Genomic DNA, 23584 nt, shown 5'->3' on the forward strand with positions numbered 1-23584 from the left:
GGGCGGCTGCTTGGATTCGCGGGACACTGGGGCAGACTAGCCGCGCGCGGCGAAGCGCGGGAAGGCCGACACGCCCGCGTAGACGGCGGCGTCGTCCAGTTCCTCCTCGATGCGCAGCAGCTGGTTGTACTTGGCGACGCGCTCGCTGCGGGCCGGGGCGCCGGTCTTGATCTGACCGGCGTTGGTGGCCACCGCGATGTCGGCGATGGTGGTGTCCTCGGTCTCGCCGGAGCGGTGGCTGATCATCACCGTGTAGCCGCTGCGCTGGGCCATGGAGACCGCGTCCAGGGTCTCGGTCAGCGTGCCGATCTGGTTGACCTTGACCAGCAGCGAGTTGGCGGTGTCGGCGAGGATGCCGCGCTGGAGCCGCTCGGGGTTGGTGACGAACAGGTCGTCGCCGACCAGCTGGACCTTGTCGCCGAGCTCGGTGGTGAGGGCCTTCCAGCCGTCCCAGTCCTCCTCGTCGAGGGGGTCCTCGATCGAGACGAGCGGGTACGCGTCGACGAGCTCGGCGTAGTACGCGGCCATGTCGGCGGACGTACGGGCCTTGCCCTCGAAGGTGTAGACGCCGTCGTTGAACAGCTCGGATGCGGCCACGTCCAGGGCGAGCGCGATGTCGGTGCCGGGGGTGTAGCCGGCCTTCTCGATGGCCTCGACGATCAGGTCGAGGGCGGCGCGGTTGCTGTCCAGGTTGGGGGCGAAGCCGCCCTCGTCACCCACACCGGTGCCCAGGCCGTGGGCCTTCAGGACCGACTTGAGGGAGTGGTAGACCTCGGTACCCCAGCGCAGCGCCTCGGAGAACGTGGGCGCTCCGAGCGGAACGACCATGAACTCCTGGATGTCGACGTTGCTGTCGGCGTGCGCGCCGCCGTTGAGGATGTTCATCATCGGCACGGGAAGCACGTGCGCGTTCGGACCGCCGATGTAGCGGAACAGCGGCAGCCCGGCCTCCTGGGCTGCGGCCCTGGCCACGGCCAGGGAGGCGCCCAGGATGGCGTTGGCGCCGATCCGGGACTTGTCCGGGGTGCCGTCCAGGTCGATGAGCGCGCGGTCGATGATGCGCTGCTCGTCGGGGGCGTGGCCGAGCAGCTCGTCGGCGATCTCGTCGTTGACGGCCGTCACGGCCTTGGTCACGCCCTTGCCGCCGTAGCGGTCTCCGCCGTCACGCAGTTCGACGGCCTCGAACTGGCCGGTGGACGCGCCGCTGGGGACGCCCGCGCGCGCGATGGTTCCGTCGTCGAGCAGAACCTCGACCTCGACTGTCGGGTTTCCCCGGGAGTCAAGGATCTCCCGCGCCTGTACTGCCTCGATGGACGCCACGGTCTCTCTCCGTACTCTTGGGGTTTCTCGGCCACTGGTTCAGGACCCGACACGAGAGTAGCGACACCGCCCGCCGACGTGTGAGGGCACCCGGCCGAATTGGTCTAGTCCTTCTGCGACATCCCGGACACGAGGGCCGCGAGGGCGCTGTCGAGGGCGTGTTCGCGGTACGCGAGGGCCTCCTCGGCGGGGAGCGTCACGCAGACCTCCCGGATCCCGCCCAGGGCGATGACCGCCCCCATCCTGGGCGGGACCCCGTGCCCGGGGCCGGCCAGGAGACGGTCGAGCCCGCGACGCCAGGAGAGGACGTCGTCGATGAGGCCGATGTCGGCCAGGGCCCCGACGTCGTCGAGGACGGCGACCAGCAGGGTGCTGTGACGCACACAGAGGTCGAAGTAGTCGCCGAGGAGCTCGCGGGCGCGGCCGGAGCCCTCTCCCGGGGCGCCCCGCGGTTCCTCCCCGTACCTGGCGAGGAGGTCGCCCATGTCCTGGCACAGGGGCTCCACCAGCGACCTGAGCAGGTCGCTCTTGGACGGGAAGTGGTAGTAGAGCGCCGCCTTGGTGATGCCCAGGCGCTCCGCGACCTCGCGGAGGCTCGTCTTCTCGAACCCCTTGCGGGCGAACAGGTCCAGTGCCGCGGCCTGGATCTCGGCCCCGGTGTCTCTCCGCGCTCTGGGCACCCGTGTGACTCCCGTTCGCTCGCGGCTCCGCCGGCTCCCGCCCGTACCTTCCGACCGGTAAGTTACCTGACGCACGGTAAGTGCCGGTACGGCGTCGGCCGCGCGACATCCGGGGGAGCGCGCGGCGGGAGCGGCGGCCCGGGGCCGGGGGCCGGGGCCGGACGCACCCGCACCGCCGGCGCGCCGAGCCGGCGGACGCCCCCGCCCGCGGCCGGACGGCCCCCGGGCAAGGCGGCACGCCTCGGGGACGGGCGCCGCTCCCCCGCCTATAGTTCAGTGGCGGAGTGCCCCGTGGAACCCGGGCCGAGGCGCCCGGCCGGGCGCCTGCGCCCCGACGTGGACGGTGGAACGACAGTGGGCGACCCCGAGACCGGACCGGCGCCCGCCGACGGAGCCCTTCTCCCGGTGCCCAGACGGGGCTCCGAACTCCTCCTGCTCGTGGCCGCGCTCGTGACGGTCGCGGCGACCCTGCTGTCCGCGTCCCTGTCCGTCACCGGCGGCGTCGGCCCCGGGGTGGTGGTCTACCTCGCCGTCCTCTGCGCCGGGGCCGTCTCCCTGCACCTGGTCCTCCGCCGGGTCGCCCCCCACGCCGACCCGGTCGTCATGCCGGTCGCGACCGTCCTGAACGGCCTGGGCGTCACCATGATCTGGGTCGTCGAGATGACCCGGTCGTCGAGCCTCGGGGAGCACGGGGACGCCGACCGCCAGATGGTGTGGACCGTGGTCGGCATGGCGCTGTGCGCCGCCACCGTGGTGGTCGTCCGCCGCCCGCAGCGGCTCACCCTGTACACGTACATGATCGCGGCCGCCGCCCTGCTCCTGCTCCTGTTGCCGCTCTCCCCCCTGGGGCACGAGGTGCTGGGCGCACGGCGGTGGATCCGCCTCGGCCAGTTCACGATGCAGCCCTCCGAGTTCGCCAAGGTCCTCCTGGTCCTCTTCCTCGCCTCCCACCTGGGCCGCCGGCGCGAGGTGATGGCACTGGTCACCCGCACCGTCAGGGTCGGGCGGTTCAAGGTGTTCAGCGTGCCCCGGGGCCGCGACCTGGCGCCCATGGCGGTGGGCTGGGGGATGGCGATCCTGCTGCTGGTCGGCACCAGGGACCTGGGGACCTCGCTCCTGCTGTTCGGGACCTTCCTGGCGGTGCTCTACGCCGCGACCGCCCGCAAGTCGTGGGTGCTCATCGGACTCGTGGCGTTCTCGGCGGGCGCGTACGCGGCGTACCTGATGTTCGGACACGTGCGCAACCGGGTGGAGATCTGGCTCCACGCCTTCGACGAGGAGGTGTACAGCCGCCCCGGGGGCAGCTACCAGATCGTCGAGGGCATGTTCGCGCTGGCCGAGGGGGGTCTGACGGGGACCGGTTTCGGCGCCGGCTTCGTCCAGGAGGTCTTCGCCGCCGACAGCGACCTGGTCCTGGTCTCGGTGGGCGAGAAGCTGGGGCTGACCGGCCTGATGGCGGTCCTCCTGCTGCTGTTCGTCCTGGCCGAACGGGGGTTCCGCATCGCGCTCGGCGCCAGGGACTGGTTCCTGAAGCTGACGGCCCTCGGGTACGCGTTCCTCACCGCGTTCGACGTGTTCATCGTGCTGGGCGGGGCGACGCTCATCATCCCCCTGACCGGCATGACCGCACCCTTCCTGTCGGCGGGCGGATCGGCGCTGATGGCCAACTGGGTGATCGTCGGCCTCTGGCTGACCATCAGCGAGACCGCGCGCCGGCCGCGGCCGGGCCCCGGCGGCGCGGCACAGGACCCGGCGACGGAGGCCATCGACGTGGGCCCCCGCCGGAACCGCTCCGGCGCCGCCGGGGACGAGGCCGGGCCCGGCTATCCGGCGGTCCCCTCCCAGTAGGAGCGCCACTCGGCCCCCGAGAGCTCGCGCGGCTCCCTGCCGTCGGCGCGGGCGGCGTCCTCGGCGGCGCGCACACGGGCGTCGAACCTGCGGGCCGCCGCCCTGAGGTCGGCCTCCGAGTCCCGGCCCCGCGCGCTCTCGGCGGCGATCGCGGCGAACAGCTCCCCGCCCCCGGCCCCGTCGTCGCCCACCAGCTCGGCGGGGAAGCCGTTGCGGACCGCCCTGCGCTGGAGCTCGTGGGCGAGCAGCACGGCGGGCTGCGCGAACGGCACCCCGTCCAGGACGGAGGTCGTCCCGTCGCCCCCGGCCGCCTTCGCCTTGGCCGCGCGCTCGGCGGCCTTGATGGCCTCCCAGTTGGACCACACCTCGTCGGTGCCCGACACGTCCGCCCCGCCGAACACGTGCGGGTGGCGGCGGGTCATCTTGTCGATGATCGCGTCCGCGACGTCGTCCACCGTGAACCGCGCCGGGTCGCCCTCGGGGCGCTCGGCGGCCACGGCCGCGTGGAAGACCACCTGGAGCAGCACGTCGCCCAGCTCCTCGCGGAGCGAGGCCAGGTCACCCTCCTCGATGGTCTCCAGGGTCTCGTAGGCCTCCTGGATCAGGTACTTGGCCAGCGACTCGTGGGTCTGGGCGCTGTCCCACGGGCACTCCCGGCGCAGGGTGTCCATCACCTCGACCAGGCGCAGCACACGGTGCCCGGTCGGCTGGGGGTCGGTCATCTCGGTCCTCGAATCTCGGGGTCGTACCACTGCTCGTCCTGCCCGCCGGCGGACCTACTCGGGCAGCCATCCGCCCGCGCGCAGGGCCGCCGTCACCCTGGCCACGGACTCCGACGGGTCGCCCCCGGTGTCCAGCACCAGGTCGGCGTCGTCGGGCTCCTCGTAGGGGTCGGAGATCCCGGTGAACTCGGCGATCTCCCCCGCGCGCGCCTTGGCGTACAGCCCCTTGCGGTCGCGGGCCTCGCACACCTCCAGCGGGGTGGCCACGTGCACGAGGAAGAAGTCGCCGAACTCCTCCACCATCGCCCGGACCTCGGCGCGGCCGTTCGCGTACGGGGCGATCGGCGCGCACACCGCCACGCCGCCGTGCCGGGTGATCTCGGCGGCCACGTAGCCGATCCGGCGGATGTTGAGCTCCCGGTCCTCCCGCGAGAACGTCAGCCCGCTGGACAGCATGCGGCGGACCACGTCCCCGTCCAGCAGGGTCACCGTGCGCCCGGACCGCCGGATCCCGTCGCACACCCCCCGCGCGATCGTGGACTTGCCCGACCCCGACAGGCCGGTGAACAGGACCGTGACCCCCCGTTTCGTCCGGGCCGGGCGCAGCCGCGCCAGCGCGGCGCCCACACGGGCCGGGGTGAACCAGGCGGGCAGCTCGCGCCCGTGCGCCAGCTCGGCCTCGATCTCCTCGTCGTCCGGTTCCCGGACGGCGTGCGCCGGGTCCACCCGGGTGAGCGGCTGCCACAGGCCCTCGGAGGAGTCGTAGCGCCACGGCTCCGGCTCCAGGACGGTGAGCGGCGGCCGCTGGGCCATCACCCGCTCGACGTCCGGTCCGTTGCCGCCGGTCACCGCCAGCATGTGGGTGGCCCCGTACGCGGCGGCCACGTGCGCTGCGAGCGCCACGTCGCGGACGCCCCAGGGGCCGCCGAGCGCACCCTCGGCGCGCGCGGCCCCCCTCGGCAGGGTGCACACGGCGAACGCGGTGCGCCCGGGCAGCAGCGGTTCGGCGGCCAGGACCGCCGTGGCCATGCCCTCGTCCTCGAAGCCCGCGTCGACGATCACCAGGACCTCGGCGCGGGCGCCGCCGGCCTCCCCCAGGGTGTCGGCCTCGGCCCGGATCTGGTGCAGGACCCGGTGGTGCAGGGGCCGGTCGGTGACGACCGCCAGCAGGGACCGCCCGGAGGAGGGTTCGAGTTCGCGCTGGCCCCGCACCTCGGCGGGCGAGGGCCGCAGTTTGCGCAGCACGCCGTACATGGGCGGACGCAGCATGGCGACGTCCCCGGCCAGGTGGTGGCCGCCCCCGTCCTCCCAGTGCTCGGTGACGGCCAGCTCCGCCAGCGGCGCACCCTCGGGGTCGGTGAGGGTCAGCAGCGCGGCGCCCGCCAGGGCCTCCGGCACCTCCAGGGTGACCGGAACCGGCCAGGGGCGCCCGTCGGGCAGCCGCCCGGTGCGCTCCACCGACCCCGCCTCGTCCCGCGTCATGAAGCCGGGCAGCGGATAGGAGCCGTTGAGGATCAGCTCCAGGTGGGCGAGACCATCCGGACCTGGGGCGAAGACCGGGGCACCCGGCTGCCCGCCCCCGCCCTCCGGCGCGCTCCCACTCCTGATCGCACTCACCACGAGGTTCCTCTCCTACGGTGTCCCGGAAAACGCCTCTAGCGTATGCCCGAAGCCCCCGGCCTCCCCGCGCCGCACTACGGGGAGCGCGGCCCGAGCGGCGGGCGACCGGAATAGAAGCACCTCACGAGCGGTTTCACCCACTGTGCACCGCCCCGCCCGTGCCGTACACCGCACGCGGGCGGCACAGGCCGCCCGGTCGGGCGTCTGTCCACACCCAGCCCACGCGAAACCTCCGGACTCGATAGTCTGAGGAGTGCCGGGCGTCCACTCCCGCAGCCGCCTTCCCGACGTGCAGGCCGCGACCACCGCCTGATCCGGACCCACTTCCACTTTCAGTTTCTGGTGCTATGAGCCTTATTGGACTTCTCGCCGACGTCTCCAGGGACCCGGCACTGCACAGCACGATCGAGGCCGCCCGACGCGGACTCGATCCCCACCTCGACCTCGTCGCGCCGGCCGCGCTGCGCCCCTTCATGGTGGGCGCGCTGGCCGCCGACGCGCCCGTGGGCGCGGGTCGGCCCGTGCTCGCCGTCACCGCCACAGAGCGGGAGGCCTCGGACCTGACCGACGCGCTGCGGTCGCTGCTGCCCGACGACTCGGTCGCGCTCTTCCCGGCCTGGGAGACCCTCCCGCACGAGCGCCTGTCCCCCCGCTCCGACACGGTCGGCCAGCGCCTCGCCGTCCTGCGCCGCCTGGCCCATCCGGATCCCGCCGACCCGCTCACCGCCCCGCTGCGGGTGGTCGTGGCCCCGGTGCGCAGCGTCCTGCAGCCGCTGGTGGCCGGTCTCGGCGACCTGGAGCCCGTCCGCATCCGACCGGGCGACGAGGCGTCCCTGGAGGACGTGGTCACGGCCCTGGCCGACACCGGCTACGCCCGGGTCGACCTGGTCGAGAAGCGCGGCGACATGGCCGTGCGCGGCGGCATCCTCGACGTGTTCCCGCCCACCGAGGAACACCCGCTGAGGCTGGAGTTCTGGGGCGACACCGTCGAGGACATCCGCTACTTCCAGGTGGCCGACCAGCGGTCCATCGCCCCCCACGAGGGCGGCGAGGGGGCGCGCACCAGCGCCGCCTCCGGGCTGTTCGCCCCGCCGTGCCGCGAGCTCCTGCTCACCGACACCGTGCGCGGGCGCGCGCGGGCCCTGGCCGAGGAGCACCCCTCCCTGGCCGAGATCCTGCACAAGATCGCCGACGGCGTCTCGGTCGAGGGCATGGAGGCGTTCGCGCCCGTGCTCGCCGACCGGATGGAGCCCTTCTTCACCTACCTGCCCGAGGGCGCGATGGTGGTGGGCTGCGACCCCGAGCGCATCCGCACCCGCGCCGTGGAACTGGAGGCCACCAGCGCCGAGTTCCTCGACGCCTCGTGGATCAACGCCGCCTCCGGCGGCGAGGCCCCCATCGACCTGGGCGAGTCCGCCTACATGTCCATCTCCGAGCTGCGCGCGGCCGCCGCCGGACTGGACCTGCCGTGGTGGGGGCTCACCCCCTTCAGCGCGGGTGAGGAGGGCGGCGCCTCCGAGGAGGACGACGCCGTCGTCGTGGGCGCCGTCCCCGCGGACTCCTACCGGGGCGACACCGAGCGGGCGCTGGCCGACATCAAGGGCTGGCTGCACGACAACTGGAGCGTCGTCCTGGTCACCCAGGGCCACGGCCCCGCGGAGCGGCTCGTCGCGATGCTGCGCGACGCCGGGCTGGGCGCCGCTCTCGCCTCCGACCTGGCCGAGCCTCCCCCTCCCGCCGTCGCCACGGTCACCACCGGGTTGGTCGACCACGGGTTCCTGCTGCGGACGGTCCACACGGTGGTGCTCACCGAGACCGACCTGGCGGGGCAGAAGTCCTCCACCCGCGACATGCGCAGGATGCCGAGCAGACGGCGCGGCACCGTGGACCCGCTGCAGCTCAAGCCGGGCGACTACGTGGTGCACGAACAGCACGGCGTGGGCCGCTACCTGGAGATGGTCAGCCGCCAGATCCAGGGCGCCACCCGCGAGTACCTGCTCATCGAGTACGCCCCCTCCAAGCGCGGCCAGCCGGGCGACCGGCTCTTCGTCCCCACCGAGCAGCTCGGCGAGGTCACCCGGTACGTGGGCGGCGAGGCGCCCACGCTGTCCAAGATGGGCGGCGCCGAGTGGAGCAAGGCCAAGAGCCGTGCCCGCAAGGTCGTCCGCGAGATCGCCGGTGACCTCATCCGCCTGTACTCGGCCCGCCAGGCGTCGCCGGGGCACGCGTTCGGCGCGGACACCCCGTGGCAGAGGGAACTGGAGGACGCGTTCCCGTACATGGAGACGCCCGACCAGCTCGCCGCCATCGACGAGGTCAAGAAGGACATGTCACGGTCGGTCCCGATGGACCGGCTGATCTGCGGTGACGTCGGCTACGGCAAGACCGAGGTCGCCGTGCGCGCCGCGTTCAAGGCGGTGCAGGACGGCAAGCAGGTGGCCCTGCTGGTGCCCACCACCCTCCTCGTGCAGCAGCACATGTCCACGTTCACCGAGCGGTACGCGTCGTTCCCGGTCACCGTCAAGCCCATGTCGAGGTTCCAGACCGACGGCGAGGTGGAGCTGACGCGCGAGGGGCTGCGCAGCGGTGAGGTGGACGTCGTCATCGGCACGCACCGCCTGCTGTCGGCGGAGACCCGCTTCAAGGACCTGGGCCTGGTCATCATCGACGAGGAGCAGCGCTTCGGCGTGGAGCACAAGGAGGCGCTCAAGCGGCTGCGCACCCAGGTCGACGTGCTCGCGATGTCGGCGACGCCGATCCCGCGCACCCTGGAGATGGGCCTCACCGGCATCCGCGAGATGACCACGATCCTCACCCCGCCCGAGGAGAGGCACCCGGTGCTCACCTTCGTGGGCCCCTACGAGGACAAGCAGATCACCGCCGCCATCCGCCGCGAGCTGATGCGCGAGGGACAGGTGTTCTTCGTACACAACCGGGTGGCCTCCATCGACAAGGTGGCGGCCTCCATCAAACGCCTGGTGCCGGAGGCACGGGTGGCCTACGCGCACGGCCAGATGAACGAGCAGCAGCTCGAGAAGGTCATGGTCGACTTCTGGGAGAAGAACTTCGACGTACTGGTCTCCACGACCATCGTCGAGTCCGGCCTGGACGTGCCCAACGCCAACACGCTCATCATCGACCGCGCCGACACCTACGGGCTCTCGCAGCTGCACCAGCTCCGCGGCCGGGTGGGCCGCGGGCGCGAGCGCGCCTACGCGTACTTCCTGTACCCGCCGGAGAAACCGCTGACCGAGACCGCCTACGAGCGGTTGGCCACGGTCGCCCAGCACACCGAGATGGGCGCGGGCATGTACGTGGCCATGAAGGACCTGGAGATCCGGGGCGCGGGCAACATCCTGGGCGCGGAGCAGTCCGGGACCATCGCGGGCGTGGGCTTCGACCTGTACGTCCGCATGGTGGGCGAGGCCGTGGCCGAGCTCAAGGGCGATCCGGACGCGGTCGAGGAGATCGAGACACGCGTCGAGCTCCCCATCAACGCGCACATCCCGCACGACTACGTCCCGGGCGAGCGCCTGCGGCTGCAGTCGTACAAGCGCATCGCCAGCGTCGGCAGCGAGGAGGACATCCTCGCCGCCTACGAGGAACTCACCGACCGGTACGGGGCTCCGCCGCAGCAGGTGGACAACCTGATGGCGGTGGCCCGGTTCCGGGTACTGGCCAAGTCGGCGGGGCTGTCCGACGTCGTCATGCAGGGCAGCCAGATCAGGTTCTCCCCGGTCGACCTGCGCGAGTCGCAGGAGCTGCGACTGCGGAGGATGTACCCCAAGTCCCTGCACAAGGAGTCGGCGCGGACCCTGCTCGTGCCGGTGCCCAAGTCCGGTGGCATGGGCGGCAAGCCGCTGCGGGACCTGGAACTCCTCAAGTGGTGCACCGACCTGGTCAACGCCGTCTTCGAGCCCCAGCGCAAGACCGCCCGGACCACCCCGGCCCGGTAGGCCGCAGGTGCGCCGGCCGGCGCACCTGCGGCGGAGGCCCGTCCACCTCACGGCCTCCGCCCGGCCGGCGCGTCGGGCGACGCACCGGCCGGGCGGTCAGGCCCTGGGAGCGTCGGAGTCCCCGGGATCGGCCTCGTAGGTGATCCCGTACATCTCCTCGTCCTCGCTCGGCCTGCGCCGCCACCGGCGCCCGCCGGACGCCCGCCGGGCCTCCTTCGCCGACCTCTTCTCCTGGCGCCGGTGGGTGCGCAGCTCCTGTCGGGCCTCCTTGCGCGCCCCGCGCTCGGCCTCCCGGTCGACGGCGCGCGCGGCCCTGACCCGTTCCCTGGCAACGCGGCGCTCCCCGGGGGTGGCGGGCCGGGGCTCCTCCTCGGTCTCCGCCCCGGTGTCCTCGTCCTCCCGGCGGCGCAGCGGCGTCACCGTGGCCAGGCCCTTCCCGACCGGAACGTCCGGCGGCAGCTCCACCACCGGCCTCGGGTCGGATCCGGTCCGCTCGGAGGACCGCCGCGCCCCCGTCTCGGCGGTGGCCGCACCGGCCGCGGAGGCGTCCGGGGGGACCGCGCCTCCGCCCAGCCGCAGCTTGCGCCAGTACCACCAGTTCGCGATCCAGGCGGCGACGGCGGCGGCCACTCCCACCTCCAGAGCGGCGACGAGGCCCACCTGCCACGCCGAGGGCCCCACGTCGCTGAGCCGTTCGCCCCCCAGCGGCCCTCCCGCGATCTCCGCCAGGGCCGCGCACAGCATCCCCGTGGTCACCCCGCACACGAACCCCCACAGTGGCGCCGCCTCGCCGACCGCGTCGGGTGCGCTGCGCTGGGTCAGGACACCGCCCACCGCCCCCGCGGCGAACGGCACCGCCAAGGCCACCAGGGACACCACAGGAGCGGCCCCGTTGTCCGGCAGCGCGGCCAGCATCGGGAACACCGGCAGGGCGCCCACCGACACCCCCGTCGGTGCGACGACGGTGCCCGCCCCCATCGCGAACCCCGGCCCCAGCGCGTAGCAGACCGCGAACACCACCGCGTTGGGCAGGTACGCCAGCTGGATGACCACCAGCAGCACCCCGCCGACGAGCCCGGGCCCCAGCACCCGCGTCGTCTCGACGACCTCGGGGAAGTTCACCGCCAGGGCCGCCGCGAACAGCAGCAGCCCGCCCAGCAGGAGCATTCCGGTGGACGCGAGCATGCCCACCAGGAGGGACCTCGACCGGGCCGGCATCAGTTCCAGCAGGTCCCCGGCCGCCACGCCCTTGTCGCGCATGAGTTGGCGCAGGACCCCCCACCCTCCGGCGAGGAAGGCGATGACGAACCCCATGACCAGGGCGCGCGGCATGCTCGGTTCGATCGCGTCGGTGCGCGCCACCAGGGCCAGCGTGCCCGCGATCGCCGCGTAGGGGCCGGCGATCGCGACGGCCGCACGCCACACGTACCGGAGGCGGAGGATCTCGCAGGAGCGGGCCAGCCACCGGCCGGACCGGTACAGCAGCAGCCCCGGCAACAGGACCAGACCGAGCGGGAGCAGGGCGATCTGCCCGTCGGGAACCGAGAACGACACGTGGTGGCCGACCAGCCAGGCCAGAACCGCACCCTGGAGGATGTCGACGATCTCCTCCCCGAAGGTGTCGTGCGGCGCGGCCACCCAGCCGATGATGGTGAGGGTGACGATGGCGGCCAGCCCGCTGCCCGCCGCGGTGGCCGCGGCGATGCCGCCGGTCGCGTAGAGGGGCCTGAGCTCGTCGGCTGCCGGGGAGGCGGCGGCGGTGGTCCGCGAGCGCTTCGTCGGTCGGCCGCGGTCGGGGGGAGATCCTGGCGTACTCACCCGACTTATGCTGCCAGGGACCGGAATGCTCCGTGGTATCCCGGCGACGCGTGTCGTGTCCGCGTCCGCGGCGGCGGGGCGGAGGGAACCGCCGGTGTTCTGCCTTCGTCGTACGATATGAGACAGGTTTCACCCCCCGCCCCGAATGGATGCCCATGGCAGGCCCCGAACCCGACCGTTACCGGCTCTCCGACGAGGAGCGCGACGAGGCGCTGGAACGGTTGCGAACGGCACTGGAGGAGGGCCGCCTGGACTCCGAGGAGCACGGCGAACGTTCGGGGGCCGTGCTGAAGGCCGTCACCAACACGGATCTGGTCCCCGTGTTCGAGGACCTGCCCGCGGCCTCCAGGCCCGGTGCGCTCGCCGTCCCCGGGGTGAACGGACCGGGGAACGAGCCCTCACCCGCCGCCGGGGCGCCGGCCGGACGGGAGAAGGGGAAGAACTCCCCCGACCGCCGCAACCGGCCCAACGTGGGCGGACTGGTGATCTGGGGCGGGATCATCTTCGTGCTCTGGGGGGTGCCGTCCATCTCCAGCGGCAACACCAACGCGATCCTCGCGTGGCTGTTCTTCCTCGTGGTGTTCATGGTCCCGGGCGTGGTCGTGGCCTCCGTCCAGGCCGTCCGCAACAGGTCCGAGGGCGGTCGGCGAGCGATCGACTAGGCGTCCTCCTCCGAGGGCCTCAGGACCGGAGGGCAGCTGTCCGGGGGCTCCGCGCGGGACGCTGTGCGGCGTCCGTCCTGCTGGTGCTCCACGAGCGCGGAGCCGCGGTGGGAGGCGGGCCCGGAGGGATGCGGGCGGCTCGACCTGGTTCAGGGCACGCGAAAACGGCTCCGCCCCACCCTCCGGAAGATCCGGCGGTGGGGCGGAGCCGTGGAAGCGGACACCCGGGGGCGTCCCGTGGAACGCGTGCTAGAAGAGCTCGCGCACCAGCTTCGCGGTCTCGCTGGGGGTCTTGCCGACCTTGACGCCGGCAGCCTCCAACGCCTCCTGCTTCGCAGCCGCCGTGCCCGCCGAACCCGACACGATCGCGCCCGCGTGACCCATCGTCTTGCCCTCCGGAGCGGTGAACCCCGCGACGTAACCCACCACGGGCTTGGTCACGTTCGCCTTCACGAACTCCGCGGCACGCTCCTCCGCGTCACCACCGATCTCACCGATCATCACGATCACGTCGGTGTCCGGGTCGGCCTCGAACGCCGCCAGCGCGTCGATGTGCGTCGTCCCGATGATCGGGTCACCACCGATACCCACCGCCGACGAGAAACCGATGTCGCGCAGCTCGTACATCATCTGGTAGGTCAGCGTGCCCGACTTGGACACCAGACCGATCCGACCCGGCTTGGCGATGTCGGCCGGGATGATGCCCGCGTTCGACTGCCCCGGCGTGATCAGACCCGGGCAGTTCGGGCCCACGATCCGCGTCCTGTTGCCCTTGGCGTTGGCGTAGGACCAGAACGCCGCGGTGTCGTGCACCGGGATGCCCTCGGTGATCACGACCGCCAGGCCGATCTCGGCGTCGATCGCCTCGATCACCGCGTCCTTGGAGAACTTGGGCGGCACGAAGATCACGGTCACGTCCGCGCCGGTCGCGGCCATGCCCTCGGCCACCGATCCGAACACGGGCACCTCGGTGCCGTCGAAGTCGACCTTCTGGCCGGCCTTGCGCGGGTTGACCCCGCCCACGATGTCGGTGCCCGAAGCGAGCATCCGACGGGTGTGCTTGGTGCCCTCAGAGCCGGTCATGCCCTGGACCAGCACCTTGCTGTCCTTGGTCAGGAAAATAGCCATGGTGTGTCCCGTCCCCTACTTAGCCGCGAGCTCGGCGGCCTGAGCGGCGGCGCCGTCCATCGTGTCGACCCGGCGAACGGCCGGGTGGGCGCGCTCGTCGAGGATCTGGCGGCCCAGCTCGGCGTTGTTGCCGTCCAGGCGCACGACCAGCGGCTTGGTGACGTCGTCGCCGCGGCCCTCCAGCAGCTCCAGCGCCTGCACGATGCCGTTGGCCACCGCGTCGCACGCGGTGATGCCGCCGAACACGTTCACGAACACGCTCTTGACCGCGGGGTCGCCCAGGATGATCTCCAACCCGTTGGCCATCACCTCCGCGGAGGCGCCGCCACCGATGTCGAGGAAGTTCGCGGGCTTGACCCCGCCGTGCTCCTCACCGGCGTAGGCGACCACGTCCAGAGTGGACATGACCAGACCCGCACCGTTGCCGATGATCCCGACCTCACCGTCGAGCTTCACGTAGTTCAGACCCTTCGCCTTGGCGGCGACCTCGAGGGGGTCACCCTCCTCGGCGAACGTGAGGCTCTCCAGGTCCTGACGGAACTCGGCGTTCTCGTCCAGGGTGACCTTGCCGTCGAGCGCGACGACGCGGCCGTCCTTGGTGAGGATGAGGGGGTTCACCTCGACGAGGGTGGCGTCCTTGCCGACGAACGCGTCCCACAGCTTGGTGATGATCTCGGCAGCGCCCTCGGCCGCGGCCTCGGGCAGCTTGCCCGCCTTGGCGATCTCAGCCGCGATGTTCGCGGGAGCGCCGGTCAGCGGGTCGATGGAGATCTTGGCGACCGCGTCGGGGTTCGAGACGGCGACCTCCTCGATCTCCATCCCGCCCTCGGCGGAGCAGATCGACAGGAAGTTGCGGTTCGCACGGTCCAACAGGAAGGAGAAGTAGTACTCCTCCGCGATGTCGGAGGCCTCCTCGACCAGGACACGGTGGACCGTGTGGCCCTTGATGTCCATACCGAGGATCTGCTCGGCCTTGGCCTGAGCGTCCTCGGGGCCCTCGGCGACCTTCACGCCACCGGCCTTACCGCGACCACCGGTCTTCACCTGCGCCTTGACAACGACGCGGGGCTTGCCGGCAGCGGCGAACTCGTCAGCGATAGCACGTGCCTCGGAGGCCGTGCTCGCCACCTTCCCCTGGGGTACGGGAACCCCGTACTCTGCGAAGAGTTGCTTCGCCTGGTATTCGAACAGGTCCACGAGGGTCCGTCCTTGTAACTCGCTGGCTCAGGATGTCTACCGGGGTGGCCTCGTCCGGATCGGCTGTGACCTACTGGTACGTGTCACACGGAGCAGGCCCCCGAGGGGCCCTGCCGTTCACAGAGATCGGGATCGCCGCGGAGTCGCCACCCGCGACATGCGCAAAGCTTAGTCGCCTGAAATCCGGCCACCGGACACCGGGGGCGGGTTCTCCGCCTCCGCCCGGCCCCAAAAGCCGTCCATTCCGCACTGCGGGAGCACCCGCGTGGGAAATTGTGTGACCAGCGACACCGCGAATAACACGACATGGGGGCATTCGCCGCTCCGTGGCCGCTTCGGCCCTGCGACCAACATCACGCCCACGGGCGGCCTCCCGCCCCGGTGACGACGGGGCTGCCCGCTCGCGGTGCCGGCCGGTCCGCGGGGGTCAGGCGGCGTGCGCGGGGCGCACGTTCTCCCGCACCCACTCGGCGATCTCGGAGGTGGGCGCGCCAGGGGTGAAGATCTTGGCGACGCCGAGGCGTTCGAGCTCCGCGATGTCCGCGTCGGGGATGATCCCGCCGCCGAACACCCGGATGTCCTCGGCGTCGTTCTCCCTCAGCAGCTCCATCACCCGGGTGAACATGGTCATGTGCGCGCCGGAGAGCACGGACAGCCCGATCCCGTCGGCGTCCTCCTGGAGTGCCGCCGCGACGATCATCTCCGGCGTCTGGCGCAGCCCGGTGTAGATGACCTCGATCCCGGCGTCGCGCAGGACGCGGGCGACGATCTTGACCCCCCGGTCGTGCCCGTCCAGTCCCGGTTTGGCGACGACGATCCTTGCCGCACCCTCGGCCATGGCGTACCCCTCACGATGTGCCCCACGGCCCGGTTCCTCCTTGTGGGAGGTCCCCCGGGACGGGGTGGAGATGATGAATTCGTCTGAAGCGTAACCCAGGTCACTCACGGGTGGCGGGCACGGGGACGGGTATCTTCCGAACATGGGAGACGATGCCACCGAATTCGACCAGACCAGCACAGAGGACCTGCGGGACCGCGCCGTCGAGCTGGCTCGGAAGCGATGGGATCTGCGCTTCTTCTGGCGGCTGCTCGGCCTCATCCCCGCCGCCGAGGCCGCCGCCGGGAACGAGAGGGCCAGCGAGGCGAGCGTCGCCCAGCTGTCCGGCTTCGTGTACGAGGCCCTCTCCGTCGAGACCGACCCCGGGGTCCAGGAGGCCCTGCGTCCCGTCTACGTCCAGTACCTCGTCGACCACGGCGGGGAGGCGGACGACAGCGGCTCCGGCACCGGGGACCCCGGGCGCGGCCGGAGCGGGGCCGGCTCCGACGGGGCCGGTCCGGGCGGAGCGGACGCGACCGGGCCGGACCGCACACCAGGGGGCTCCTGACCCCGAGGGGTGCATGTCCGAAAACCGCCAGCACCCGGCCCGCCCCCTGGGTGACCATGGACAGTGTGATGGACGACGACCAGCGCTACCGCGCAGTACACAGCAGGGACTCCCGCTTCGACGGGGTCTTCTACACGGCAGTGCGCACCACCGGTATCTACTGCCGTCCGAGCTGCCCCGCCGTCACCCCGAAACGGGTCAACACCCGCTTCTTCCCCACGGCGGCCGCGGCCCAGGAGTCCGGGTTCCGCGCCTGCAAGAGGTGCCGCCCGGACCTGACTCCCGGCTCTCCCGAGTGGAACCTGCGGGCCGACGTGGTCGGCCGCGCGATGCGGCTCATCCAGGACGGCGCCGTGGACCGGGGCGGTGTCGGCGCGCTGGCCTCCGCCGTGGGATACAGCGAGCGCCAGCTCAACCGGCTGCTGTCCGCCGAGGTGGGGGCCGGGCCGCTGGCCCTGGCACGCACCGAGCGGGCCCAGACCGCCCGGATCCTGGTGGAGACCACGGACATGCCGATGACGGACGTCGCGTTCGCGGCCGGGTTCGCGAGCGTCCGCCAGTTCAACGAGACGATGCAGGCGGTGTTCGACCGCTCCCCCACCGAGATGCGCTCGATGGGCCGGTCCCGGTCGCCCGGGGCCTCCGAGCCGGGGACGATCACACTGCGGCTGCCCTACCGGGAGCCGATCGACCTGGCCGGGATGCTGCGGTTCCTGGGGGACCGCGCCGTCCCCGGCGTCGAGGAGTACCGGGACGGCGTGTACCGGCGGACGCTTCCGCTTCCGCACGGCCCCGGTGTGGCGGAGCTCTCGGCCGGCTCGAAGCCGGGGCACGTGCTGTGCCGCCTGCGCCTGACCGAGACCCGCGACCTGGCCAGCGCGGTACGCCGGTGCCGCAGGCTGCTCGACCTCGACGCCGACCCGCGCGCGGTCGCCGAGGCCCTGGGCGGGGACCCGCTGCTGGGCCCGGTCGTGACCGCCCACCCGGGGACGCGTTCGCCCGGGCACGTGGACCCGGCGGAGCTCGCGGTCCGGGCGGTGCTCGGACAGCAGGTGTCCGTGCGGGCCGCCCGGACCCTGGCGGGCCGGCTGGTGGAGCGGTTCGGGAAGCCGCTGGTGGAGGGCCTCGAGGTCCCGGGGGGCGGGCTCACACACGTGTTCCCGGAGCCGGACGTGCTGGCCGGGGCGGACCCCGCGGGGTTCTCGATCCCGGTGGCGCGCGGAACGGCCCTGGTGGGGCTGGCCTCGGCCGTCGCCTCGGGCCGCATCGACCTGGGGCCGGGCTGCGACCGGGACGAGGCCGAACAGCGCCTGGTGGAGCTGCGCGGGATCGGGCCCTGGACGGCGGGCTACGTGCGGATGCGCGGTCTGGGCGACCCCGACGTGTTCCTGCACGGCGACCTGGGGGTGCGGCTGGCGTTGGAGGCCAAGGGGGTGAAGTCCTCCCCCGCGGTGGCGGCCCGGGACGCTCTCGCGTGGAGCCCCTGGCGGTCGTACGCCACGCACCTGCTCTGGACCTCGTTGGGCGACGCAGCCCGGGCGCGGGAGGCGGGCCCCGCCGTGGACGGGGCGAGCGGGGCACGGACGGGTGATCGCGTGGCCGCGGGCGGCACCGGTTCCTCGGTGTGAACGGGAGCCGGTTCGACAGGAGCGCGATCGGCCCGGGGCCGGACCGGGCGGGAAGCGGTGGCCCCCGCTGCATCGTTGGAACCACGGGGCCCTCCGGGTCCGGTCGCCGTCGGAAAACGAAGACGGACGTGAGGGACGAGAGGGAACGGTATGAGCACCAAGCAGGCACCGCGTGCCGAGGCACACGGACAGGAGTCACTCTTCGGGGACATCGAGCCGGTCGCCCCCCAGCGGGTACCGACCGTGGAGTTCCGCGCCCCGTTGGCCGGGCCGACCAGGTACACCACGATGGACTCACCGGTGGGGCTGTTGACCCTCCACGGTGACGGCGAGGCCCTGAGCGGGGTGTACACGCCGGCCAAGGACGACAGCACGCTGAGCGTTCCGGCGGACTGGGTCGCCGACCCGGCAGCGTTCGCCGAGGCGGTCCGCCAGCTGACGGCGTACTTCGCCGGTGAACTCCGGGACTTCGCCCTGCCTCTGGCCCCCGCAGGGACCGAGTGGCAGCGCAGGGTCTGGACGGGGTTGACGACCATCCCGTACGGGGAGACCGCGAGCTACGGTCAGCTCGCCGAGGAGCTGGGACGGCCGACCGCTTCCCGCGCCGTGGGGATGGCCAACGGCCGCAACCCCCTCAGCATCATCGTTCCCTGCCACCGGGTGATCGGAGCGAACGGCACCCTCACGGGGTACGCGGGCGGCCTGGAGCGCAAGGAGTTCCTTCTCGGGCTGGAGGCCAGGGTCGCCTCCGCCTGACGGAACGGCGCACATCCACGCGGAACGGTCCCGGAAACGGGGCCGTTCCGCGTTGTCCACAGGAAGGAACCCGGGCTGGTCACGCACTCCCCACCGGGGTTGACTGGAAATCGGGGGGTCCCCTGGACGGGGGTGCTTCGGCCTGCCCTGGGGCGCCTGCGGGGTTCGGTGGACTTCCGACTATGCGGCATTCACACCTTTCCACCCCTTGCAGGCTGGTATTCGCATAGTTACTGTGCGGTAGCAATGTGATCCGAGACCCATGATCACACCTTGTCGTGTCAAACCCGTTCGCTCTACCCCCACAAGGAGAAGCGTTGACACCCCCCACCTCCCCCGCCTTTCGCGCGCGCCTTTCCCGCACCCGGTTCCTGGGCGCGGCCACCCTCTCACTGACCGCGGCAGCCGCCCTGGTCGTCTCCGCTTCAGCGGCCCAGGCCCAACCCGCACCGGCCGACACCGCGCTCGCCACCGCACCCAACGTCGAGGTCACCGCGGACGACTCCGCCGCCGGGGCCCTGCCGGGCGGGACGGCCGGGACCACGGCCGAGGACGTGCTCGCCGACGCGGTCATCGCGGATGTCCTGGAGGTCCGGGGCTCCGGCATCTCCGCCCTCGACGCCCAGGACCGCGACGTGAGGATCGACATCCGCGAGGCCTCCGACGGCTCGGCCTTCGGTGTGGCCATCGTGACAGCGCCCACGGGCTCCGAGGAGAGCCCGTACGCCTGGCTGTTCGCCGCCGACCACGAGGGGGCGGAGTGGACCGTGGGCCTGGAGGGCACGGAGGAGTTCTCCGAGATCCTCTCCGCGTCGACCCTGCTGGCGGAGGAGGAACGGGAGACCGTCGCCGACTCCACCAACCCGGACGAGGTGTCCGCCTCCTCCTACATCGGGGTGGGTCTGCCGTTCTCCATCGGCTCCTCGATGATCATGACCGGGGGCCCGCACGGGTTCAGCTCCGGCCACCCGTACAGTTCGGTGGACTTCGCCGGCGGCAACGGCCAGGCCCGCGCCGCCCGGGGCGGCTACGCCTACAGCCTCTGCACCGGCTGGACCCGGGTGATCCACGACAACGGGTACTCCACGGACTACTACCACCTGGAGGACTACCAGTGGCTGCCCGGCAACAACGTCGGCACCGGCCACTACCTCGGCACCCAGGGCAACAGCCTCTGCGCGGGCGGTTCCACGACCGGCGCCCACATCCACTTCGCCCTGCGGGGCTACACCGACCCCAACGCGGCGGGCTGGTACGTGGCGCTCCACGGCAGGACCCTCGGCGGCTGGACCTTCAATGAGGGCGCGGCCTACGGCGGATACGTCTACCGGAGCGGTGTCGGCACCGTCTACCCGGGTGGTGCGGTCTACAACTACGGGTTCTAGGAAACCCTGATTCACAAACGCACAATCTAGGGCGACAAAAAAGTGGGGAGGTTCCCATAAGGGAACCTCCCCACCCAAGAAAAACCGTGGCAGCGACCTACTCTCCCACCCCACCACAGGGCAGTACCATCAGCGCAAGGAGACTTAACGACCGGGTTCGGAAAGAGACCGGGTGTGACCCTCCAGCAATAACCACCACGGAAACCAAACACCACCACGAAACCCTCAACCCACCCCGAAAGGCAAGGAGAACCCCACAGCGGAAAACCGTGTGAACAAGTGTGCGCGAACATCCAATTATCTGCAGCGGACAAGCCCTCGGCCTATTAGTACCGGTCAGCTCCACCCCTCACAGGGCTTCCACACCCGGCCTATCAACCCCGTCGTCTACAGGGAGCCTTACCCTCTCAAAGGAGGCAGGAGACCTCATCTCGAAGCAAGCTTCCCGCTTAGATGCTTTCAGCGGTTATCCCTCCCGAACGTAGCCAACCAGCCATGCCCTTGGCAGGACAACTGGCACACCAGAGGTTCGTCCGTCCCGGTCCTCTCGTACTAGGGACAGCCCTTCTCAAGTCTCCAACGCGCACAGCGGATAGGGACCGAACTGTCTCACGACGTTCTAAACCCAGCTCGCGTGCCGCTTTAATGGGCGAACAGCCCAACCCTTGGGACCAACTCCAGCCCCAGGATGCGACGAGCCGACATCGAGGTGCCAAACCATCCCGTCGATATGGACTCTTGGGGAAGATCAGCCTGTTATCCCCGGGGTACCTTTTAGCCGTTGAGCGACACCGCTTCCACACGCCGGTGCCGGATCACTAGTCCCAGCTTTCGCTCCTGCTCGACACGTCCGTCTCACAGTCAAGCTCCCTTGTGCACTTACACTCAACACCTGATTACCAACCAGGCTGAGGGAACCTTTGGGCGCCTCCGTTACTCTTTGGGAGGCAACCGCCCCAGTTAAACTACCCACCAGACACTGTCCCCGAACCGGATCACGGTCCAAGGTTAGATGCCCGAAACAGTCAGAGTGGTATTTCACCAACGCCTCCACCGCCACTAGCGTGACAGCTTCACAGGCTCCCACCTATCCTACACAAACCATCCCAAACACCAATGTCAAGCTATAGTGAAGGTCCCGGGGTCTTTCCGTCCTGCTGCGCGAAACGAGCATCTTTACTCGTAGTGCAATTTCACCGGGCCCATGGTTGAGACAGTGGGGAAGTCGTTACGCCATTCGTGCAGGTCGGAACTTACCCGACAAGGAATTTCGCTACCTTAGGATGGTTATAGTTACCACCGCCGTTTACTGGCGCTTAGATTCCCAGCTTCGCAGAGGCGAACCCCCGCTAACCAGTCCTCTTAACGTTCCAGCACCGGGCAGGCGTCAGTCCGTATACAGCGTCTTACGACTTCGCACGGACCTGTGTTTTTAATAAACAGTCGCTTCCCCCCGCTATCTGCGACCCCACCCAGCTCAGACCGCAAAGGCCATCACCAGACAGGGCTCCCCTTCTCCCGAAGTTACGGGGACAATTTGCCGAGTTCCTTAACCATGGTTCACCCGAACGCCTCGGTATTCTCTACCTGACCACCTGCGTCGGTTTAGGGTACTGGCCACACACGAACTCGCTAGAGGCTTTTCTCGACAGCATGGGATCACTCACTTCACCAAAAACGGCTCGGCATCACGTCTCAGCCTTCACGAAGGGCGGATTTGCCAACCCCTCAGCCTACACGCTTACCCCCGGACAACCACCGCCGGGTAGAGCTACCCTCCTGCGTCACCCCATCACTTACCTACTACAAGCTCGGATCCCAGACCAGTTCAGAGGCAGCTCCCGAAGGACCCACCAAGAACCAGCGTGGTTAGCATCACCTGATTCGATACTGGACGCTCGTGCACGGGTACGGGAATATCAACCCGTTATCCATCGACTACGCCTGTCGGCCTCGCCTTAGGTCCAGACTCACCCTGGGCGGATTAACCTGCCCCAGGAACCCTTAGTCAATCGGCGGCAACGTTTCTCACGTTGCTTTCGCTACTCATGCCTGCATTCTCACTCGCACACCCTCCACCACACGATCACTCGGCAGCTTCTCCGGATGCACGACGCTCCCCTACCACACCAACACAAGGTTGGCATCCACAGCTTCGGCGGTGTGCTTAAGCCCCGCTACATTATCGGCGCAGAACCACTTGACCAGTGAGCTATTACGCACTCTTTAAAGGATGGCTGCTTCTAAGCCAACCTCCTGGTTGTCTCAGCAACTCCACAACCTTTCCCACTTAGCACACGCTTAGGGGCCTTAGCTGATGATCTGGGCTGTTTCCCTCTCGACTACGAAGCTTATCCCCCGCAGTCTCACTGCCGCGCTTCACTTAACCGGCATTCGGAGTTTGTCTGACGTCAGTAACCTTGTAGGGCCCATCAGCCAAACAGTAGCTCTACCTCCAGCAAGAAACACGCGACGCTGCACCTAAATGCATTTCGGGGAGAACCAGCTATCACGGAGTTTGATTGGCCTTTCACCCCTACCCACACCTCATCCCCCAGGTTTTCAACCCTGGTGGGTTCGGGCCTCCACGAGGTCTTACCCCCGCTTCACCCTGGACATGGGTAGATCACTCCGCTTCGGGTCCACAGCATGCGACTCAAACGCCCTATTCAGACTCGGTTTCCCTACGGCTACCCCACCCGGGTTAACCTCGCCACACACCATGACTCGCAGGCTCATTCTTCAAAAGGCACGCCATCACCAAAGACAAGCTTCAGCTCTGACGGCTTGACAGCACACGGTTTCAGGTACTATTTCACGACCCCTCACCGGGGCACTTTTCACCTTTCCCTCACGGTACTAGTGCACTATCGGTCATCAGGACGTATTTTGGCTTAGCAGGTGGTCCTGCCAGATTCACACGGACTTTCACGGGCTCCGCGCTACTCGGGAGAACACCAACACCTAGACTCTTCCTTCACCTACGGGACTCTCACCCACTACGGTTCCGTTTCCCAACGGATTCAGCTAAAAGAATCAATCAGCGCTCCAGGTCGGCAGACCTGGAAAGATGTTTCCCACAACCCCGCACACGCAACGACTGCCGTCTATCACACGCGCACGGTTTAGCCTCTTCCCCGTTCGCTCACCACTACTAGGGGAATCACTGTTGTTTACTCTTCCTACGGGTACTGAGATGTTTCACTTCCCCGCGTCACCACCAACTACCCTATACATTCAGGTAGCGGCAACCCGACACAACTCGGGCTAGGTTTCCCCATTCGGACACCCACGGATCAAAGCTCGGTTGACAGCTCCCCGTGGCCTATCGTGGCCTCCCACGTCCTTCATCGGCGCCTGATGCCAAGGCATCCACCGTGTGCCACTATCACTTGGCCACTACAGATAATAAGATGCTCGCGCACACTATTCACAAATCAAAACACCAACCGCATACCCTCACACCACGTCCCCCAGCC

The 23584-nt window shown here is 70.0% G+C and carries 15 protein-coding genes and 2 rRNA genes; 7 read left to right on the forward strand and 10 right to left on the reverse strand.

Going from position 1 to position 23584, the window contains the following annotated elements; translation table 11 throughout:
* Positions 1-36: 36 nt before the first annotated feature.
* Positions 37-1320 (reverse strand): phosphopyruvate hydratase, encoded by a 1284-nt coding sequence (gene eno, locus Q8791_RS11770; protein ID WP_330091681.1) that lies wholly within the window; start codon positions 1318-1320, stop codon positions 37-39.
* A gap of 104 nt (positions 1321-1424) precedes the next feature.
* Complete coding sequence (locus Q8791_RS11775; RefSeq protein WP_330091682.1) at positions 1425-2000, reverse strand: TetR/AcrR family transcriptional regulator; 576 nt, start codon at positions 1998-2000, stop codon at positions 1425-1427.
* Positions 2001-2354: 354 nt separating this feature from the next.
* On the opposite strand from Q8791_RS11775, the gene Q8791_RS11780 reads away from it, so the two are divergent.
* Positions 2355-3848, forward strand: coding sequence for an FtsW/RodA/SpoVE family cell cycle protein (locus Q8791_RS11780; protein WP_330091683.1), 1494 nt, complete (start codon positions 2355-2357; stop codon positions 3846-3848).
* Here Q8791_RS11780 and Q8791_RS11785 read toward each other — a convergent pair.
* Together Q8791_RS11785 and cysC are read right to left on the reverse strand one after the other, a co-directional pair.
* The gene (locus Q8791_RS11785) at positions 3824-4570 is read right to left on the reverse strand and encodes a MazG family protein (protein WP_330091684.1); all 747 of its coding nucleotides are present in this window, start codon (positions 4568-4570) and stop codon (positions 3824-3826) included. The two genes, Q8791_RS11780 and Q8791_RS11785, sit on opposite strands and share 25 nt — an antisense overlap.
* A 54-nt stretch (positions 4571-4624) precedes the next feature.
* Complete coding sequence (gene cysC, locus Q8791_RS11790) at positions 4625-6190, reverse strand: adenylyl-sulfate kinase (RefSeq protein WP_330091685.1); 1566 nt, start codon at positions 6188-6190, stop codon at positions 4625-4627.
* Positions 6191-6537: 347 nt separating this feature from the next.
* On the opposite strand from cysC, the gene mfd reads away from it, so the two are divergent.
* On the forward strand, positions 6538-10146 hold the full coding sequence (mfd, locus tag Q8791_RS11795) for a transcription-repair coupling factor (protein WP_330091686.1): 3609 nt from the start codon (positions 6538-6540) through the stop codon (positions 10144-10146).
* Positions 10147-10242: 96 nt separating this feature from the next.
* Here mfd and Q8791_RS11800 read toward each other — a convergent pair whose 3' ends face one another.
* The gene (locus Q8791_RS11800; RefSeq protein ID WP_330091687.1) at positions 10243-11964 is read right to left on the reverse strand and encodes a cell division protein PerM; all 1722 of its coding nucleotides are present in this window, start codon (positions 11962-11964) and stop codon (positions 10243-10245) included.
* A 155-nt stretch (positions 11965-12119) separates the two neighbouring features.
* Here Q8791_RS11800 and Q8791_RS11805 point away from each other — a divergent pair, with 155 nt between their 5' ends.
* Positions 12120-12626, forward strand: coding sequence for a DUF1707 SHOCT-like domain-containing protein (locus Q8791_RS11805; RefSeq protein ID WP_330091688.1), 507 nt, complete (start codon positions 12120-12122; stop codon positions 12624-12626).
* A gap of 249 nt (positions 12627-12875) precedes the next feature.
* Here the strand turns inward: Q8791_RS11805 and sucD are convergent, their stop codons facing one another.
* The 3 genes from sucD to Q8791_RS11820 all read right to left on the reverse strand — a co-directional run bounded on the left by sucD (position 12876) and on the right by Q8791_RS11820 (position 15789).
* Positions 12876-13754 carry a succinate--CoA ligase subunit alpha gene (gene sucD, locus Q8791_RS11810; protein WP_330091689.1) on the reverse strand — a complete coding sequence of 293 codons (879 nt, stop codon included), beginning with the start codon at positions 13752-13754 and terminating at the stop codon, positions 12876-12878.
* 15 nt (positions 13755-13769) lie between these two features.
* Positions 13770-14951, reverse strand: a complete 1182-nt coding sequence (sucC, locus tag Q8791_RS11815) for an ADP-forming succinate--CoA ligase subunit beta (RefSeq protein ID WP_330091690.1) — start codon at positions 14949-14951, stop codon at positions 13770-13772.
* 427 nt (positions 14952-15378) lie between these two features.
* Positions 15379-15789, reverse strand: a complete 411-nt coding sequence (locus tag Q8791_RS11820) for a cobalamin B12-binding domain-containing protein (RefSeq protein ID WP_330091691.1) — start codon at positions 15787-15789, stop codon at positions 15379-15381.
* A gap of 142 nt (positions 15790-15931) precedes the next feature.
* Here Q8791_RS11820 and Q8791_RS11825 point away from each other — a divergent pair, with 142 nt between their 5' ends.
* The 4 genes from Q8791_RS11825 to Q8791_RS11840 all read left to right on the forward strand — a co-directional run bounded on the left by Q8791_RS11825 (position 15932) and on the right by Q8791_RS11840 (position 20105).
* Positions 15932-16336 carry a hypothetical protein gene (locus Q8791_RS11825; protein WP_330091692.1) on the forward strand — a complete coding sequence of 135 codons (405 nt, stop codon included), beginning with the start codon at positions 15932-15934 and terminating at the stop codon, positions 16334-16336.
* Between the two features lie 56 nt (positions 16337-16392).
* Entirely contained in the window at positions 16393-17964 is a 1572-nt protein-coding gene (locus Q8791_RS11830; protein WP_330091693.1) for a DNA-3-methyladenine glycosylase 2 family protein, read from the forward strand.
* Between the two features lie 150 nt (positions 17965-18114).
* Positions 18115-18720, forward strand: coding sequence for a methylated-DNA--[protein]-cysteine S-methyltransferase (locus Q8791_RS11835; RefSeq protein WP_330091694.1), 606 nt, complete (start codon positions 18115-18117; stop codon positions 18718-18720).
* Positions 18721-19037: 317 nt separating this feature from the next.
* Entirely contained in the window at positions 19038-20105 is a 1068-nt protein-coding gene (locus Q8791_RS11840; RefSeq protein WP_330091695.1) for a M23 family metallopeptidase, read from the forward strand.
* 84 nt (positions 20106-20189) lie between these two features.
* Here the strand turns inward: Q8791_RS11840 and rrf are convergent.
* Positions 20190-20305: ribosomal RNA gene (gene rrf / locus Q8791_RS11845) — 5S ribosomal RNA — on the reverse strand.
* A 105-nt stretch (positions 20306-20410) separates the two neighbouring features.
* Positions 20411-23504: ribosomal RNA gene (locus Q8791_RS11850) — 23S ribosomal RNA — on the reverse strand.
* Positions 23505-23584 lie beyond the last annotated feature (80 nt).

Origin of the sequence: Nocardiopsis codii (assembly GCF_036327455.1) — a bacterium.
Classification (GTDB): domain Bacteria; phylum Actinomycetota; class Actinomycetes; order Streptosporangiales; family Streptosporangiaceae; genus Nocardiopsis; species Nocardiopsis codii.